The organism is Nocardia asteroides (assembly GCF_900637185.1).
GTDB classification, from domain to species: domain Bacteria; phylum Actinomycetota; class Actinomycetes; order Mycobacteriales; family Mycobacteriaceae; genus Nocardia; species Nocardia asteroides.
Genome location: NZ_LR134352.1, coordinates 6391632 through 6408198 on the forward strand (window position 1 = coordinate 6391632; position 16567 = coordinate 6408198).

At 71.1% G+C, this 16567-nt stretch carries 12 protein-coding genes; 4 read left to right on the forward strand and 8 right to left on the reverse strand.

Annotated elements, in window-relative coordinates:
- The first annotated feature begins 51 nt into the window (after positions 1-51).
- A complete protein-coding gene (locus EL493_RS29550) occupies positions 52-2511 on the forward strand; it encodes an ADP-ribosylglycohydrolase family protein (RefSeq protein WP_019048796.1) in 2460 nt (819 codons plus the stop codon).
- Between the two features lie 154 nt (positions 2512-2665).
- On the opposite strand, the gene EL493_RS29555 is transcribed toward EL493_RS29550, so the two are convergent.
- The 7 genes from EL493_RS29555 to EL493_RS29580 form a co-directional block, all read right to left on the reverse strand.
- Positions 2666-5185, reverse strand: coding sequence for an ABC transporter permease (locus EL493_RS29555; RefSeq protein WP_019048797.1), 2520 nt, complete (start codon positions 5183-5185; stop codon positions 2666-2668).
- 11 nt (positions 5186-5196) lie between these two features.
- Positions 5197-5973 (reverse strand): ABC transporter ATP-binding protein, encoded by a 777-nt coding sequence (locus EL493_RS29560; RefSeq protein WP_022567024.1) that lies wholly within the window; start codon positions 5971-5973, stop codon positions 5197-5199.
- A 55-nt stretch (positions 5974-6028) separates the two neighbouring features.
- A complete protein-coding gene (locus tag EL493_RS29565; protein WP_019048799.1) occupies positions 6029-6943 on the reverse strand; it encodes a beta/alpha barrel domain-containing protein in 915 nt (304 codons plus the stop codon).
- Entirely contained in the window at positions 6940-7110 is a 171-nt protein-coding gene (locus tag EL493_RS32605) for a hypothetical protein (RefSeq protein WP_155982491.1), read from the reverse strand. Before EL493_RS32605 ends, EL493_RS29565 begins: the two co-directional genes overlap by 4 nt.
- Positions 7107-8318 (reverse strand): CaiB/BaiF CoA transferase family protein, encoded by a 1212-nt coding sequence (locus EL493_RS29570; protein ID WP_019048800.1) that lies wholly within the window; start codon positions 8316-8318, stop codon positions 7107-7109. The genes EL493_RS32605 and EL493_RS29570 overlap by 4 nt, the downstream gene beginning before the upstream one ends.
- Positions 8319-8380: 62 nt before the next feature.
- The gene (locus tag EL493_RS29575; protein ID WP_019048801.1) at positions 8381-9313 is read right to left on the reverse strand and encodes a TauD/TfdA dioxygenase family protein; all 933 of its coding nucleotides are present in this window, start codon (positions 9311-9313) and stop codon (positions 8381-8383) included.
- 103 nt (positions 9314-9416) lie between these two features.
- Positions 9417-10187: a deoxyribonuclease IV gene (locus EL493_RS29580; protein WP_019048802.1), complete on the reverse strand. Its 771-nt coding sequence runs from the start codon at positions 10185-10187 to the stop codon at positions 9417-9419.
- A gap of 119 nt (positions 10188-10306) precedes the next feature.
- On the opposite strand from EL493_RS29580, the gene EL493_RS29585 reads away from it, so the two are divergent.
- The 3 genes from EL493_RS29585 to EL493_RS33800 all read left to right on the forward strand — a co-directional run bounded on the left by EL493_RS29585 (position 10307) and on the right by EL493_RS33800 (position 15716).
- Positions 10307-11452, forward strand: a complete 1146-nt coding sequence (locus EL493_RS29585; protein WP_019048803.1) for a serine/threonine-protein kinase — start codon at positions 10307-10309, stop codon at positions 11450-11452.
- 161 nt (positions 11453-11613) lie between these two features.
- Positions 11614-13452 carry a serine/threonine-protein kinase gene (locus tag EL493_RS29590; RefSeq protein ID WP_019048804.1) on the forward strand — a complete coding sequence of 613 codons (1839 nt, stop codon included), beginning with the start codon at positions 11614-11616 and terminating at the stop codon, positions 13450-13452.
- A complete protein-coding gene (locus EL493_RS33800; protein WP_019048805.1) occupies positions 13428-15716 on the forward strand; it encodes a protein kinase domain-containing protein in 2289 nt (762 codons plus the stop codon). The genes EL493_RS29590 and EL493_RS33800 overlap by 25 nt, the downstream gene beginning before the upstream one ends.
- Here EL493_RS33800 and EL493_RS29600 read toward each other — a convergent pair.
- Positions 15713-16546 carry a GNAT family N-acetyltransferase gene (locus tag EL493_RS29600; RefSeq protein WP_019048806.1) on the reverse strand — a complete coding sequence of 278 codons (834 nt, stop codon included), beginning with the start codon at positions 16544-16546 and terminating at the stop codon, positions 15713-15715. The genes EL493_RS33800 and EL493_RS29600 overlap by 4 nt on opposite strands.
- Positions 16547-16567 lie beyond the last annotated feature (21 nt).

Below are 16567 nucleotides of genomic sequence, written 5' to 3' on the forward strand. Positions count from 1 at the left end.
GAGTTTCGCTAGGCTGCCAACGATCGAGTTCGGTGAACGGGGGGTGAGGCGATGATGCGGCGCGGGGATGTGTTCGCCGGATTCGTCGTCGAACGGGAGCTCGGCCGGGGCGGGATGGGCGCGGTCTACGCGGCCAGGGACCGGCGGCTGCCCCGGCTGACCGCGCTCAAGCTGATGCACCGGGATCTGTTCGCCGACCACGAGATCCGGACCAGGTTCGAGCGGGAGGCCGATCTGGTCGCCCAGCTCGACCACCCGAACATCATCACCGTCTACGATCGCGGCCTCGACGAGGAACGGCTGTGGATCGCGATGCAGTTCGTCGACGGTGTGGACGCGGCCGCGGTACCGACCGCGCAGCTCGGCACCGATCGGGTCGCGCAGATCCTGGCCCAGACGGCGAGCGCGCTGGACTACGCGCACCGGCAGGGCGTGCTGCACCGCGATGTGAAGCCGGCCAATATCCTGCTCTCCCGGACCGCCGGAGTCGGCGCGGGCTTCGACGAACGGGTGGTGCTCACCGACTTCGGCATCGCCAAGCTCCTCGACGACACCGGCGGCCTGACCCGCACCGGCCAGTTCACCGCCACCATCGCCTACGCTTCGCCCGAACAGCTCAGCAGCGCTCCGCTCGATCATCGCGGCGACCAGTACTCGCTGGCCTGCACCGTCTTCCGGCTGCTCACCGGCACCGGCCCATTCGACGCGCCCAACCCGGCAACCGTCATGCTCGGCCACCTGAACGCGGTGCCGCCCCGCGCCAGCACCCACCGGGCCGCGCTGCCGCCGGCGGTCGACGCCGTGCTCGCCAAGGCCATGGCCAAGGATCCGGCGCGGCGGTTCGCCAGCTGCTCGGACTTCGCCGCCGCTTTCGCCGAGGCCGTCGACCGCCGCACCGGCCCCGCGTCGGCCGGCTCCCCCCGAACCGGCGCCCAGCCCGCCAGTGGCCGGCTCTCCGGCGGCAGCGCGCCGGAGCATCACGCGGGCAACGACAGCCGCGGCCACGCGACACCGTCCACCAGCGTCCGAAGTCCCGGCGACCGCGCGCCCGAATACCGCCCCGGCGACGACATCCGTAACCACGCAATGCCGTCCACCAGCGCCCAGAACCCTGGCCTCCGTGCGCCGGAACATCGATCCGGCAATGACATTCGTGGCCACGCTGCCCCGTCCACCGGCGCGAGTCGGCCGCCGTCGCATCGAGGCGACCCGGCCCGCCGGCTCGACCCGACCGCGCGGGAACAGTCGCCCGCCGACCGCGGCCCCCGGATCGACATCCGGCATCCGGACCGGCACGGCGGTCGACCGGTTTCCGGGCCGGCGACCGGGGTAGACCGGCGCGAACACCCGCGGACCGGCGGCGATGCGGGAGCGAACGCCGCTCCGGTGTGGCTGAACGCGGTGCACGGCTGCCTGCTCGGCGGTGCGATCGGTGACGCGCTGGGCGCACCCGTGGAAACCCGGACGCTGCAACAGATCCGCGCCGCGCACGGTCATCTCGGCATCGGTGACAACGCCACCGACCTGCGCATCTCCGAGGAGACCCAGCTCACCGCGTTCACAGTGGAGGCGCTCATCCGCGGCTCGGTGCGGGCCAGGGCCAAGGGCATCGGCGGGGCCACGCTGGGGCTGTTGCAGCAGGGCATGCTGGTGTGGCTGCGCGGGCAGGTCGCCGAGCTGCCCGGTCAACCCCCCAAGCTACACAGCACGCTGACCCACCATCCCGAACTGATCGAGCAACGCGGCATCGCGAATTCGGTGTACACCGCCCTGCGGCGGGCGTCCGAACGGGGCGTGCTCGGCACCCGGGACCAGCCGATCAACAACTCCAAGGGCAGCGGCGCGGTGATGCGCGCGGCGCCGTGCGGATTCGGCTACGCCGCGGACCGTTCCGGCGCCGCGCTCGGCGCGATCTTCGAACTCGGTTGCGACGCGGCCGCGCTCACCCACGGCCACCCCAGCGGCTGGCTGCCCGCCGGTACCCTCGCGGCGCTCGTCTACCAGCTGAGCCGGGGTGTCGATACCGCGACCGCCCTGGACCGGGCCCGGGCCGAACTCACGACCTACCCCGACCACGAGGAGACCGCGGCCGCTGTCGACGCGGCGATCACCCTGGCCGCCCGCACCACCCGGCCGGGCAGCGCACCCACTCCCGAAGACCTGGAAACCCTGGGCCAGGGCTGGATCGGACCCGAAGCCCTGTCCATCGCCGTTTTCGCGACGCTGGCCGCCGAGGCGGTCGGTGGGCCGTCCCACGTGATCGTGCGCACCGGACTCCTGCTCGCGGTCAACCACTCCGGCGACAGCGACGCCACCGGCGCCATCGCGGGCAGCCTCCTCGGCGCCCGCTACGGCCGCCCCGCCCTCCCCCGCCGCTGGTCCGACACCATCGACGCCCGCCGCGTCCTGGACCGCCTGGCCACCGACTACTGCACCGAATTCGGACTCACCCCACCCCGCGACGACCACGGCCAACCCACCGACGACTGGTACGCCCGCTACCCGGCCTAGCCGGTGACGCTGGCAGCCCCGCGGCCCCGCGGCGAAACGCGCCGTCGTTCGCGACCCGGCGCGCGTATCGGATCTTCGGCATCGGAAGGGTTCACACAAGACGATCGGCCCCCGGTGGAACGAATCCACCAGGGGCCGAATCGGCTACCGGTCCTTACAGATCCGCGATGGCCGCGAGGGGTGGGGTGCGGGCCGCGCGGACGCCGGGCCAGACGGCGGCCAGGACGCCGACGACGCCGGAGGCGATCAGGACGATGAGCAGTTGCGACCAGGGGATGGTGATCTGGTCGATGCCCAGGTCGCGCAGGGTGCGCAGGAATCCGACGCCGAGGGCGATGCCGAGGAGCAGGCCGACGATCGCGCCGAAGATGGCGATCAGCATGGATTCCAGGTAGATCGTGCGGCGCACCTGGGATCGCTGGGTGCCGACGGCGCGGAGCATGCCGATCTCGCGGCGACGTTCCACCACCGACAGGGCCAGGGTGTTGATGATGCCGAGGACCGCGATCACCACGGCCAGCGCCAGCAGACCGTAGAGGATGGCGAGCAGGGTGTTGATCTGCTTGCCCTGGGCGCCCTTGAAGTCCTCGTGGTCCTGCACCTGCACCACGACGAACGGTTCGGTGGCCTTCTCCAGATTCGCCCGCATGGCGGTGATATCCGTGCCGGGCGCCGCCTTCACCAGCACGAAGATGTTGGTGCGCAGGCTCTGTGGCATCAGCTGGTCGTAGACGCCGGGGTCGACGACCATCGGCCCGAGCAGCGGCGAGTTGGCGTACACGCCGCCGACGGTGAGGTCGAACTTCTTGTTGTCGAGGCTGGTGACGGTGACCGCGTCGCCGACCTTCCAGCCCCGGTCGGTGGCTTCCTTCTCGTCGATGAGCAGGCCGTTGGGGGCGAGCGCGGTGGAACCGCTGAGCACATCGATGTCCATCACCGGATCGATCGGGCCGTCCGGGGAGGTGGCGCCGATCTGTTCGTCACCGACCTTGAACGCCACGACCCGGATACCGGTGACGTCGCTGACGCCGGGCACCTGGCTGCGCACCGCGTCGACCGCGCCGATCGGCGCGCCGATCATCTGCGGGCCCGCGAGCACGTACTCGGCCTTGACGCCCTTGTCGATCAGCACGCCGACGCTGGTCTTGGCCGAGGCGCCGAGAATGCCGATCGCCGAGACCAGCATCAGCCCGAGGGTCAGCGCGAACGCGGTGGCGGCGGTGCGGCGCGGATTGCGGACGGCGTTGTTGCGCGCCATCTGCCCGATCGCGCCGAACGGGCGGGTGAGCACGCCCAGCACCAGCACCATCGGCCGCGACAGGGCGGGCGCGGCGAGCAGCACGGCCAGGATCAACCCGAGCGCGCCGATGCCGACGGTGACCGCCGACCCCTTGCCGGTGCCCTGCGCGCCCACGTAGACGAGCACGCCCCCGGCCACCGCCAGTACCGCGCCGACGATGGTGCGGACCCGCAGCGAGTCACCGGCGCTGGCGAATTCCGAGCGCATGGCCTCCACCGGCGGCACCTTCGCGGCCCGGCGGGCCGGGGCGTAGGCGCTGGCGACGGTGACGATCAGGCCGACCAGCAGCGCGACGATCGCGGTGCGCGGCAGCACCGTCAGCGAACCGGTCGGCAGCCCGAGGTCGAAGGCGTTGAGCAGCGCCGACAGACCGAACGCCAGCCCGATCCCGGCGGCCAGGCCGATCGCGCTGCCGATCAGGCCGATCACCACCGCCTCGGCGACCACCGACCGGCCCACCTGCTGCCTGCTGGCCCCGACCGCGCGCAGCAGCGCCAGCTCGCGCAGGCGCTGGGCCACGATCATCGAGAAGGTGTTGTAGATGATGAACGTGCCGACGATCAAGGCGATCGCGCCGAAGGCGAGCAGGAAGTAGTTGATGAAGGTGAGCGCCTCGGAGATCTCCTTCTTCATGTCCTCGCGGACCTCGTCGGCGTTCTGCACCTTGTAGTTGGGCAGGCCGGCGGCGAGCTGGTCGCGCAGGTCGTCGGCGGAGATGCCCGGCGCCGCCGCGATATCGGCGTAGGCGACGTGCGTGCCGTCGGTGAACAGCTTGCGGGCCTGCGGCTCGGTGAACATCACCGCGACCACGCCGCCGCCCTCGGTGCCCGGCATCTCGTAGATGCCGGTGAGGGTGACGTCGAACGGGTCGCCCCTGGACGGGATCAGCACCTTGGTCCGGTCGCCGACCCGCAGCCCGGCCTTCTCCGCACCGCTGGCGTTGAGCGCGATCTCCCCCGGCTGGGTGGGCGGGGCACCGGCGACGAAGGTGTCGGGTTCCTCGACGGCCTGGTCCGGCGGCAGGTACGACAGGCCGAAACTGGGCGCGCCACCGGTCTGCACGGCCTTCTTGCCGTCGGGATCGAGCAGCACCACCGGGCCGTTCATGGCCGGGGCGACCCGCTCCACGCCCTCGGTCTTGGCCAGCGCGTCCACGATATTGGTGGGCAGGCCCAGCGACTGACGCTCCTTGGGGCCGACGCGCACGTCGACGCCCTCGGCCTGACCGGCGAAGATGCCGTCGAAGGTGCGCTGCAGGGTGTCGGTGAAGACGAACGAGCCGGAGATGAAGGCGGTGCCGAGCACCACCGACAGCACGGTCAGCGCGAGGCGCACCTTGTGCGCGGCGAGATTGCGCAAGGCCACCTTGCGCATGGGGTTCGGGCTCACTTGTTCTCCAGCGCCTTCATCCGGTCGAGGACGGAATCCTGGGTGGGATCACGCAGCTCGTCGACGATCCGGCCGTCGGCCAGGAAGACCACCCGGTCGGCGTAGGAGGCCGCGCGCGGGTCGTGGGTGACGATGACGACGGTCTGCTTGAACTCGTCGACCGAGGCGCGCAGGATCGCGAGCACCTCGCCGGAGGAGTGCGAGTCCAGGTTGCCGGTGGGTTCGTCGCCGAAGATGATCTCCGGCTTGCCGACCAGCGCGCGGGCGCACGCCACGCGCTGCTGCTGCCCACCCGACAGCTCCGAGGGCCGGTGGCCGAGGCGGTCGCCCAGGCCGAGGCGCTTGACCACGGTGTCGAGCCATTCCTGGTCGACCTTGCGGCCCGCGATGTCGAGCGGCAGCGTGATGTTCTCCAGCGCGGTCAGCGTCGGTACCAGGTTGAACGCCTGGAACACGAAGCCGATCCGGTCGCGCCGCAGCGCGGTCATCTGTTTGTCGGACAGCCCGGTGAGCGCGGTGTCACCGATGCGGACCTCGCCGCCGCTGGCGCTGTCGAGGCCGGCCAGGCAGTGCATCAGGGTCGACTTGCCCGAGCCCGAGGGGCCCATGATCGCGGTGAACTCGCCCTTGGCGAACTCGACCGACACCCCGTCGAGGGCTTTGACCTGGGTGTCTCCCGAACCGTACTGCTTGATCAGGTCGAGCGCTGCGGCCGCGATCTCGGTGTCGGCCGCCGTCTCGACGGCCTCGGTGCCCATGGCGTGCGAAGTCATGGTGTCCAGTCTGTCTGTCCACCGGGCACCGCGCCATCCGGGATTCCCCGGAGACCTACCGGATGACCCAGCCGAACGCCTCGGCCTCGGAGCGCGCGCCCTCGGCGGTGCGAGAGCGGTTGGGTTCGCCGAGGTCGGCGAGCAGTTCCTCGGCGAGCCCGACCAGGCTCGCCAGCGCGGGCGGGGTGAACCAGTCCGGGCGGGTGGCGAAGAGGATGTCCTCGGAGGCGGTGTTGCCGCTCGCGCCGGGCGCGAAGGGACAGCCGCCGAGCCCGCCGAGGGCGCCGTCGACCATGCCCGCGCCCGCAGCGACGGCGGCGAGGGTGTTGGCCACGCCCATCCCCCAGGTGTCGTGCCCGTGGAACACGATGCGGCGCGGCGGGGTGTCCGCGCGCACGGCGGCGACCAGCGCGCTCACCTGGCCGGGGTGGGCCTGGCCGAGGGTGTCGGCCAGCACGATGTCGGCGGCGCCGTCGGTGCGCGGGTCACGGGCGATGGCCAGCACCCGTTCGGGGTCGACGGGACCGTCGAACGGGCAGGTGAAGCTGGTGGCCAGGCACAGCTGGATCGAGCCGCCCGCCTCCCGCGCCAGCCGGATCGCATCGGGCATGGCGGCCACCGAGGCCTCGGTGTCGCGGCCGATATTGGCCTTGTTGTGCGCGTCGGAGACCGAGAAGCAGTACTGGAAGTTGCGCGCGCCCGCGGCCGCCGCCTTCTCGATGTGCCGGGGCGTGGCCACCCACACCCAGCATCTGTCCAGCTCGTCGGGGGTGAGCGCGGCGATCAGGTCGAGCGAGTTGGCCATCGGCGGCACCAGGTCCGGCCGGGCCATCGAACCGATCTCCAGCGCGGGCACCCCCGCCGCGAGCAGCCGCCGCACCACGTCGATCTTCTGCTCGGTCGGCAGCACCTTGCCGGTGAGCTGGAGTCCGTCGCGCAGGGTGACATCGCGCAGCAGCGGCGCGGTCATCGGCGGTGGTCCGGTTCCTGCGCGGGCACGCACATCACGCCGCCGCACGGCTTGTCGCCGACGCTGGCCGGGGTGGGGTGCACGGTGGGGCGCACGTGACCGGGCCCGCGCTGCTCCCACTTGCTGCGCACCGGTGGGCGGCGTCTGCCGTGTACTCGCCTGCTCACGATGCCTCCAGCGCGTCGATCTGATCTTCACTCATCCCGAGCAGCTCGCCGAGCACCTCGCGGGTGTGTTCGCCGAGGTCGGGGCCGACATTGCGGATCGGCAGCGACTGTCCCCCGATGACCGGGACGATGCCGGGAAACCCTACGTCCTTGGGTTCGGGCTCGCCCACGTCGACGGGGAACGACTGGATCATATTGCGTGCCCGGTACTGCTCGTCGGCCACGATGTCGGCGGCGGTGTAGATGGGGCCGCAGGGGATGGCCGCGTCGTCGAGCAGTTTCAGCGCCTCCGCCCTGGTGTGCCGGATCGACCACTCCGCGATCGAGGCGTCCAGGCGCTCGCGGTTGCGCCAGCGTCCGGCGTTGTCGGCCAGTTCCGGGTCGACCGCCAGGTCGGGACGGCCGATGACCTGCATGTACCGCTGGAAGATGGCGTCGCCGTTGCCGCCGATGATGATGCTGTAGCCGTCGCTGGTCGGGTAGGCGTTGCTGGGCGCGATGCCCTCCATCCGGCCGCCGACCCGCTCCCGGTTGATGCCGTAGGCGAGGTGGTCGGGCACCAGCGACTCCATCACCGACAGGATCGACTCGTTGAGCGCCACGTCGATGATCCGTTCCACCTGCGGCACCGGGCCGGACACCCGCTCGCGCTGGAACAGCGCCATGACCGTGCCGAACGCGGCGTAGATGCCCGCGATCGAGTCACCGATCGAGACCCCGACCCGCACCGGCGGCCGATCGGGATCGCCGACGAGCTCACGCAGCCCGCCCACCGCCTCGGCGACGGCGGCGAACCCGGGACGCGCGGCCATCGGGCCGGTCTGGCCGTAGGCGGAGATGCGGGTGATGACCAGCTTCGGATTCACCTGCTCGAGCACCTCCGGCCCGAGTCCCCACTTCTCCAGCATCCCGGGCCGGAAGTTCTCCAGCAGCACGTCGCAGTGCCGCAGCAGATCGAGCACGACCTGACGCCCCGCCTCGGTGCGCAGGTCGAGCACGATCGACTTCTTGTTGCGGTTGACGGTGCGGTACAGCATGGAGGTGTCACCGCCGTAGAGCCGCCAGTTGCGTAACTCGTCGCCGGTACCGGGCCGTTCGACCTTGATCACCTCGGCGCCGAAGTCACCGAGAATGCGTCCGGCGGTGGGAGCGGCGACGTAGTTGCCGAGTTCCAGGACCCGGACCCCGTCGAGCGGCCGAATACTCATGCAGGCAGTATCGCTGCTGCGCGTCGCCGCGGCATCAGCGGGCCGCCCGGGGGCGCGTCGGCTCAGCTGGCCAGGAGCTCGACGTCCTCGACGATGGAGTAGTGCTCGGCGTTGCCCTCGATGACGGTGCTGGGGCGGCCGTCGACGCCGACCGGGATGTCGCCGGCCAGGGTGATGCGGGTCAGGCGGCGGGGCTGGCTGTCGTAGTCGTCCACGGCGTAGTGCTGGGTGGCGCGGTTGTCCCAGATGGCGACGTCGCCGTCGGCCCAGGTCCAGCGGGTGGTGTTCTCCAGGCGGGTGACCCGGTCCTGGAACAGGCGGAACAGCGCCTGGGACTCGCTGGTGGACAGCCCGACGAAGTTCTTCACGAAGTGGCCGAGCAGCAGCGCGCGCTCACCGGTCTCGGGGTGCACGCGCACCACCGGGTGCTCGGTCTCGTAGTAGGTGGACTGGAATTCGGCGCGGTACTCGGCGGTCTTCGGGCGCAGCGGCTCGACATTGCGGGCGGCGTAGTCGTAGACGTTGGTGTGCACGGCCCGCAGGTTGTCGGCGAGCAGCTTGAGCGGCTCGGGCAGCGAGTCGTAGGCGGCCACGGTGGAGGCCCAGGTGGTGGAGCCGCCGTAGGTCGGCAGGTACTCCGCGCGCAGGATCGACGCCTTCGGGACCCGGTCGACGAAGGTGACGTCGGTGTGCCAGGAGTTGGCGCGGCCGGTCTCGGAGTCGATGGCCAGGCTCTTGACCCCCTGCGAGGTCACCGTGGGGTGCGGGGTGGTGGGGCTGCCCAGCAGCTGCGCGAACTCGTGCTGGGTGTCCTCGGTGAGGTGCTGCTGGCCGCGGAAGAAGATGACCTTGTGCTCGTTGAGCGCCCGGCGGATCGTCGCGACGGTCGCCGCGTCGAGGTCGCCACCCAGACGGACACCGTCGACCTGGGCACCGATGTGGGCGCCGAGCTTGGTCACCGTCAGGGTGGCGGGGGTGGCGTGGTCGACCGTCATGGGAGATCACCTTCACTGTCGTACTCGTCGGTTGATGTGCATCAAGCACACCGAAAAACCCGCTCGAGCCACAGGTTTAGGTTCGCGGTGATCGCAACCGGCCTCAGCCGAGGTGCTCCCGCAGGTAGGCGAGGTCGTCGGCGACGCCGTCGGCCGGGGTCTCCAGGATGACCGGCGCCCCCGCGGTGCGGCACACCTCGGCCAGCAGTTGCGGGTCGATGGTGCCCTCGGCGAAGTTGGCGTGCCGGTCGGCGCCGGAGTCGAACTCGTCGCGCGAGGAGTTCAGGTGCACCAGGTCGATCCGGCCGGTGATGGCCTTGATCCGCTCCACGATGCCGACCAGATCCTCACCGCCCGCCCAGGCGTGGCAGGTGTCCAGGCAGAAACCGGCGCCGTAGTCACCGACCGCGTCCCACAGCCGGGCGATGGAATCGAAGTGCCTGGCCATGGCGTGATTGCCGCCCGCGGTGTTCTCGATGAGGATCGGCACGGCGAAGCCGCCCTTGTCCTGCTGACGTTCGAACAGCTTGCGCCAGTTGTCGATCCCGGTGTCGAGTTCGGCGTCGGAACGCACGTGCCCGCCGTGCACGACCAGGCCGAACGCGCCCAGCTCGGCGGCCGCCTTCGCCTGCTGGGCCACCGCGTTGCGCGAGGGCATGCGCAGCCGGTTGTTCAGGCTGGCCACATTGATCTGGTACGAGGAGTGCACCACCACGTCGATCGGGCTGGCCAGGATCTCGGCGGCCTGCGGATGCGGCTGGGGTTTGTCCCAGCTCTGCGGATCGACCACGAACAGCTGGATGACCTCGGCGCCGAGCTTCTCGCCGAAGCCGATCGGATCGCTCTCGTCACGAACGTGTGCTCCAATGCGCATGACGTCACCCTAATCCGCGGCACCGACAGGATCGGACCTTGTTGCACCCGGGGGCCGTCGAGAGATACATCGGTAGAATTTTCGGACGGGTGCTCTGCCCTGGAGGGGGTGACTTCGCGGTGTTGCGCAAAGGCGACGTGTTCGCCGGGTACACGATCCGGCGCGTCCTCGGTTACGGCGGGATGGGCGTGGTCTACCTGGCCCGGCATCCGCGCCTGCCCCGGCTCACCGCGCTCAAGCTGCTCAGCCGCGACCTGTCCGCCGACGACGAGATCCGGCACCGCTTCGAACGCGAGGCCGACCTGGTGGCCCAGCTCGAGCACCCCAACATCGTCAACGTCTACGACCGCGGCACCGACGACGACCAGCTGTGGATCTCCATGCAGTACGTGGCGGGCACCGACGTGGCGACCGCCGACGTCGACGTGCTCCCGCCCGAGCGCGCGGTGCAGATCATCGCCGAGACCGCGACCGCGCTGGACTTCGCGCACGCGGGCGGGGTCCTGCACCGTGATGTGAAACCGGCCAACATCCTGCTCGCCAAGCCGCCGATCGGCCGTCCGGAACGGGTCGTGCTCACCGACTTCGGGATCGCGGCCGTGCGCGACAGCGAGACGACGCTCTCGTCGAGCGGCGCCATCACCGCCACCCTCGCCTACGCGGCGCCCGAGCACCTGGCCGGGGCACCGCTGGATCACCGGGCCGACCAGTACTCGCTGGCCTGCACCTTGTTCTGGATGCTGACGGGGCGGGTGCCGTTCCCCGGCCCGAATCCGGCCGCGGTGATCCAGGCGCACCTGAACCGGCCGGTGCCGCCGCTGCGCGGCCTGCGCCCGGATCTGCCGACCACCTTGGACGTAGTGCTGGCCAGGGCCACCGCGAAACGGGCCGACGCGCGCTACGACAGCTGCGCGGAGTTCGCCCAGGCGGCCAGGTCCGCGCTCTTCGCCGCCCCGGGACCGTGGCACCGGCACCACCAGCAGGTCACGGCGACCGGAGTGGTGCTGCGCGCCCGCGAACCGTATCCGCAGCAACCGTATTCGCGTCCGGCCACGCCGCCGCAGCCGTACCGGCAGGTGCCGCCGACCGGCGCGGTGGGGCCGACTACTCCGGCCCAGCCCTATCCGCAGGCCCCTCGGCCCGCGACCGGCGGCGGGGCCGTGCCCGCGCGACGCGGAACGCATCGGCAGGGCACCATCGATTTCCCCGGTGGGCGTAACCATCCCGGCTATATCGTGCCGCCGCAGCCGCGCAGGCCACCGTGATCGGCGGGGTCGGGTCGGCCGTCGCGCGGGCGGGGATCCGCACGTCGTCCGACTGCTAAGGTTTCGTTGATTTTCCCGTGGCGGGCCACCCGGCCGCGGCTTTTCTTGCTGTACGCGCGTGCGCTGGTGGGTCCCGGCGCACGGCGGGAAGTGGAGCAGACATGCTGGCCAACGGAGATGTCTTCGCCGGCTACGTCATCGAACGGCAGCTCGGCCGTGGTGGCATGGGTTCGGTCTACCTGGCCAAGCACCCCCGGTTGCCGCGGATGACGGCGCTGAAGTTGCTCAACCGCGAGATGTTCTTCGATCAGGAGGTGCGGGCGCGGTTCGAGCGGGAGGCGGATCTGGTCTCGCGGCTGGATCATCCGAACATCGTCACCGTCTACGACCGCGGTCTCGACGACGAGCAGCTGTGGATCTCCATGCAGTTCATCGACGGTATCGACGCCGCCTCGGTGGATCCGGAGACTCTGCCGCCCGCCCGCGCGCTGCAGATCGTGAAGGAGACCGCCGACGCGCTGGACTACGCGCACGGGATGGGCGTGCTGCACCGCGACGTGAAGCCGGCCAACATCCTGCTCGCCCGCTCCGGCGCGGGCCGCGGCGAGCGCGTCTACCTCACCGACTTCGGCATCGCCCGACTGCGCGACGACACCGGTCATCTCACCCAGACCGGCACGTTCACCGCCACCCTGGCCTACGCCTCGCCCGAGCAGCTCACCGGCGCGTCGCTGGATCACCGGTCCGATCAGTACTCGCTGGCCTGCACGTTGTTCTGGCTGTTCACCGGGTCGGGGCCGTTCGCGGCGACCAATCCGGCCGCCGTCATCCAGGGACATCTGCAGCAGCCGCCGCCGCCGTTGAGCACCGTGCGGCCGGGGCTGTCGTACGCGCTGGACGGCGTGCTGGCCAAGGCGATGGCCAAGCGTCCCGACGACCGCTTCGACTCCTGCTCGGATTTCGCGAACGCCGCGATCGCCGCGCTCAACAATCCGAGCGCGCCCGCGATGCCGATCGTGGGACAGCGCCCGACGACCGGCGGCGCGATCCCGGTGACGGGAGGTCAGCGTCCGACCACGGGTGGCGCGATCCCGCAGACCGGCTCGCCGTATCCGCTCGCCACGCAGGGCCCGCTGACCGGCGGGCCGATGGGCACCGTCAACCAGGGTCCGCACACCCAGGGCCCGATGACGGCGGGTCCCATGACCGCCGGGCCGATGACGCAGGGCCCGATGACCGCGGGCCCCATGGCCAACCAGTCCGCCGCGCCGTTGACCGGCGGCGCCGCGACCCAGAATCCGTACCAGCAGCAGTCGCGCCCGCAGTATCCGACGCCGCCCGCGCCGCCACGCCCGCCGACGGGCAACTACGGCGCGTACTCGGCCGGGCAGCGGCCACCGTCGAAGTCGAACACCGGGCTGATCGTCGGCATCGTGGTCGCCGTGGTGGTGGTGCTTGCCCTGTTGATCGGCATCGGCATCGCGGTCAGCGGTGACGATTCCGGCGGCGGCAGCACCACCACGACCTCGGCGGTCGCGGGCAAGCAGGTCACCCCGAACGCCGACGCCATCAGCGCCGAGTTCAGCCAGATGGTGCCGGCCACCGTCGACGGCGACACCGGCTACAACGGCGCCTCCTGCTGGGAGACCGACAGCAGCTACACCCCCTCGGCCAACGACGGCGACCCGGACTTCGGCGCCTGGGTGTGGCAGTGGCGCTGCTACGACGGCGGCGGTAGCGACGATCCGTTCTACCGGATCTACGTCTACGACACGGCGGCCGACGTGCAGGCCGTGATCAACGCCCTGCCCACCAACACCAAGTCGGTCGACACCAACGGTGGCAAGCAGTACACGAACTACAAGTACACCGACAACGGGAACAAGATCATCACCCAGTTCACCGGCGATCCCGACCGCGCCCAGTTCCTGATGTTCACCGACGGCTACGGCAAGGCCGACGAGGTGCTGCGCTGGTGGCGCTCGGCGCCGTTGAACTGATGTCGATGCTCGACCAGGACGACGTCTTCGCCGGCTACACCATCGAGCGGTTGCTCGGCCGCGGCGGCATGGGCTCGGTGTATCTGGCGCGGCATCCGCGCCTGCCCCGGCGCACCGCGATGAAGCTGCTGAACCGGGAACTGTTCGACGACACCGAGATCCGGGCCAGGTTCGAACGCGAGGCCGACCTGGTCGCGCAGCTCGAGCATCCGAACATCGTCACCGTCTACGACCGTGGCGTCGAGAACAACCAGCTGTGGATCTCGATGCGCTACATCGACGGCTCGGACGCGGCCTCGCTGCCCGCGCCGGTGGATGCGGCGCGGGCGGTGCGGATCGTCGCCGAGACCGCGGCCGCCCTGGACTTCGCGCACAGCCGCGGCGTGCTGCATCGCGACGTGAAACCGGCCAACATCCTGATCGAGCCGGTCGACGGCGGCGAGCGGGTGTATCTCACCGACTTCGGTATCGCGCGCCTGCACGACGACAACGCCGCCAAGCTCACCCAGACCGGAACCTTCACCGCGACCCTGGCTTTCGCCTCCCCCGAGCAGCTCTCCGGCATCGCGCTGGACGGGCGGGCCGACCAGTACTCCCTGGCCTGCACCCTGTACCGGCTGCTCACCGGCACCACGCCGTTCGACGCGGCCAATCCGGTGACCGTGATCCAGGGCCACCTCCAGCAGGATCCCCCGCGCGCCAGCGCCCGGCGCGCCGACCTGCCGCCCGCGCTGGACGAGGTCATCGCCCGCGGCATGGCCAAGCGCCCCGCCGATCGCTTCGCCACCTGCGCCGAGTTCGCCGCGGCCGCCGCCGCGGCCCTCACGGAACCGTCCCCCGGCCACCCCTTCCCGGCCACCGCCCAGACCCGCACCTACCCACGCGACTCCCCCTACACCCCCGCCCCCGGCTTCCCCCTCGCCGGCGCGACCGGCGGACACTCGTCCCCGAGCCTTCCCCAGCCTGTGCCACGCAGCACCGGGCCCGGCGCACAGTCGTCGCCCGAGTTCCCTCAGGTGACGCCCGGTGCACAGCAAGGGAGTTGGACCGGCGCGCAGCCCTCGTCCCCCACGCCTGGTGCGCAGCAGGCCAGTTGGCCCGGCGCACAGTCCTCGTCGCCGGGCCTTCCCCAGCCAACGCCCGGTGCCCAGCAGGGCAGTTGGCCCGGCGCGCAGTCCTCGGCCCCCGGCCTTCCCCAGCCAACGCCCGGTGCCCAGCAAGGCAGTTGGACCGGTGCACAGGCCGCCTCCCCAGGTTCGGCGCAGGTGACGCCTGGACTACAGCAGGCCGGGTGGAACGGCGCGACACCCCGGTTCGGGGCTGGGCAGCCGCCTTCGCCGGGCTTTCCACAGGCGACGCCCGGTGCGCAGCACGGTTGGTCCGGCGCGCACCCCGGTGGTTCCGGGCAGTCCTCGCCCGGCATGCCGCAGGCCGGATGGCCTGAAAGTCCACAGGCAGGCTGGGCATCGTCGGCGCGCCCGGGATCCGGTGCGCCGTACGGCAATGCGCGGGCGCAGCGGCCGCGGGATGCCGACGGTGGACGGTCGAAGGTGGCCGAGGACTACCTGGGCCGGAAACGGAAGTCCCGGTGGGAGGCCTCGCCGGTGGCGTGGCTGGCGTTGCTGGTCCTGCTCGGGCTGGTGGGATGGATGATCGTCGGCACGGTGACCGGGCCCGACAGCACCGGCTCGGCCGAAGTCCCCGCCTCGGAATCGGCTGTGCCCACGACGACCTCGACCGCGCAGCGCCCGTACACCCCGAGCACGACGCCGACCACCAGCGACCGCACGGTCATCGGCGCCAATGCCGCCCAGCTCAGCGAACAGTTCCCGCGCATGCTGCCGCAGACCAGCGCGAGCACCCTGGTGCACGCCGGTTCCGGGCTCGGCGGCGCGGGCTGTTTCGCCTACGACCGGACGACCGCGAGCCGCGACTCCGACGACGCCGACATGGGCGACTGGGTGGTCATGTGGCACTGCTTCGGCGGCGGCAACAAGGCGACCTACGAGTTCTTCCTCTACCCGAGCGCCGACCAGGCGCGCCAGGCTGTCGCGGCCCTGCCCGCCAACGACACCCGCGCCGCGCCACACTCCGGCCACAGCTACACGAACTTCGTGCTGCACGACAGTCAGCCGAGGTCGCCGCGCATGGTCACCCGCTTCGACAGCGACCCGGCCCGTGCCGCGATGCTCATGTACAGCCGGGGTTTCATCGCCGACGAGGCGCAGATGCTGGCCTGGTGGCAGGCCGCGCCGCTGAGCTAGGCCGCCGTCAGCGTGTAGTGCACGAAGTCGCGCACGGGCTCGAAGCCGATCGCCTGGTAGATCTTGTTCGACGTGGGATTGGCAGTGTCGGTGAACAGGCAGACATCGGCGCCCTCGGCCCGGATCACGGCCGACACCGTGGCCGTGAGCGCGCTGGCGTATCCGTTGCCGCGCAGTAGCGGTGGCGTATAGACGGGCCCGATCCTGGCCCAGCCCAGGATCTCGCTCTGCCGCGCGACGAGCGCCACCGGCGTGTGGTCGCGCTCCCACAGCCACCACAGCCCGGCCTGGATCCGACGCCGGACGGCGGTCTCGTCCAGCCGGGGCGGATCGCCGATCTCGGCGTAGAAGGCTTCGATGAACACCCGGCACAGCCCGAGATCGGCCATGATCGCCTGGCGCGGCTCGCCGGGAACCTCGGGCACGGCCAGGGTTCCGAGGCGGAACAGCCGGGCTCCGTACAACTCGGCGAAGGAGCCGCCGGACCGAGTGGACCAGTGCCGCGCGAAGGCCGTCGCGGCCACGTCGACGCCCTCGACGCTCGTCGGCGCAGGTTCCTCGGCGTGAAAGGCATCGGCGACGGCAGCCATGCTGTGCGGGGGCAGTTCACCCAGGTAGACGTTGCCGCCGTAGGAGCTCTGCGCGACGCCGACGACCTCACCCGCGTCGTCGCGCACCGACAGGAACCGGGTCTCCGCGCCGCCGGCGCGGCCGCCGAGCACATTGGCGGCACCGGTCGCGATCACCGTATGGCGTAAGGGGTCTCGACGCAGAAAGGGTTCCGCGTCGGCCAGGAAGCGGGCGGCGTCGCCGGTGATATCGATGCGCACGCCTTCGACCGTAGGCCTCGA

What these genes read in the sequence shown, in the direction of transcription:
- EL493_RS29580 (WP_019048802.1), bottom strand. Translation starts at nt 10,187, where the DNA reads ATGCGCATTGGAGCACACGTTCGTGACGAGAGCGATCCGATCGGCTTC.
- EL493_RS29570 (WP_019048800.1), bottom strand. Translation starts at nt 8,318, where the DNA reads ATGAGTATTCGGCCGCTCGACGGGGTCCGGGTCCTGGAACTCGGCAAC.
- EL493_RS29555 (WP_019048797.1), bottom strand. Translation starts at nt 5,185, where the DNA reads ATGCGCAAGGTGGCCTTGCGCAATCTCGCCGCGCACAAGGTGCGCCTC.
- EL493_RS29560 (WP_022567024.1), bottom strand. Translation starts at nt 5,973, where the DNA reads ATGACTTCGCACGCCATGGGCACCGAGGCCGTCGAGACGGCGGCCGAC.
- EL493_RS29575 (WP_019048801.1), bottom strand. Translation starts at nt 9,313, where the DNA reads ATGACGGTCGACCACGCCACCCCCGCCACCCTGACGGTGACCAAGCTC.
- EL493_RS29590 (WP_019048804.1), top strand. Translation starts at nt 11,614, where the DNA reads ATGCTGGCCAACGGAGATGTCTTCGCCGGCTACGTCATCGAACGGCAG.
- EL493_RS29550 (WP_019048796.1), top strand. Translation starts at nt 52, where the DNA reads ATGATGCGGCGCGGGGATGTGTTCGCCGGATTCGTCGTCGAACGGGAG.
- EL493_RS29565 (WP_019048799.1), bottom strand. Translation starts at nt 6,943, where the DNA reads ATGACCGCGCCGCTGCTGCGCGATGTCACCCTGCGCGACGGACTCCAG.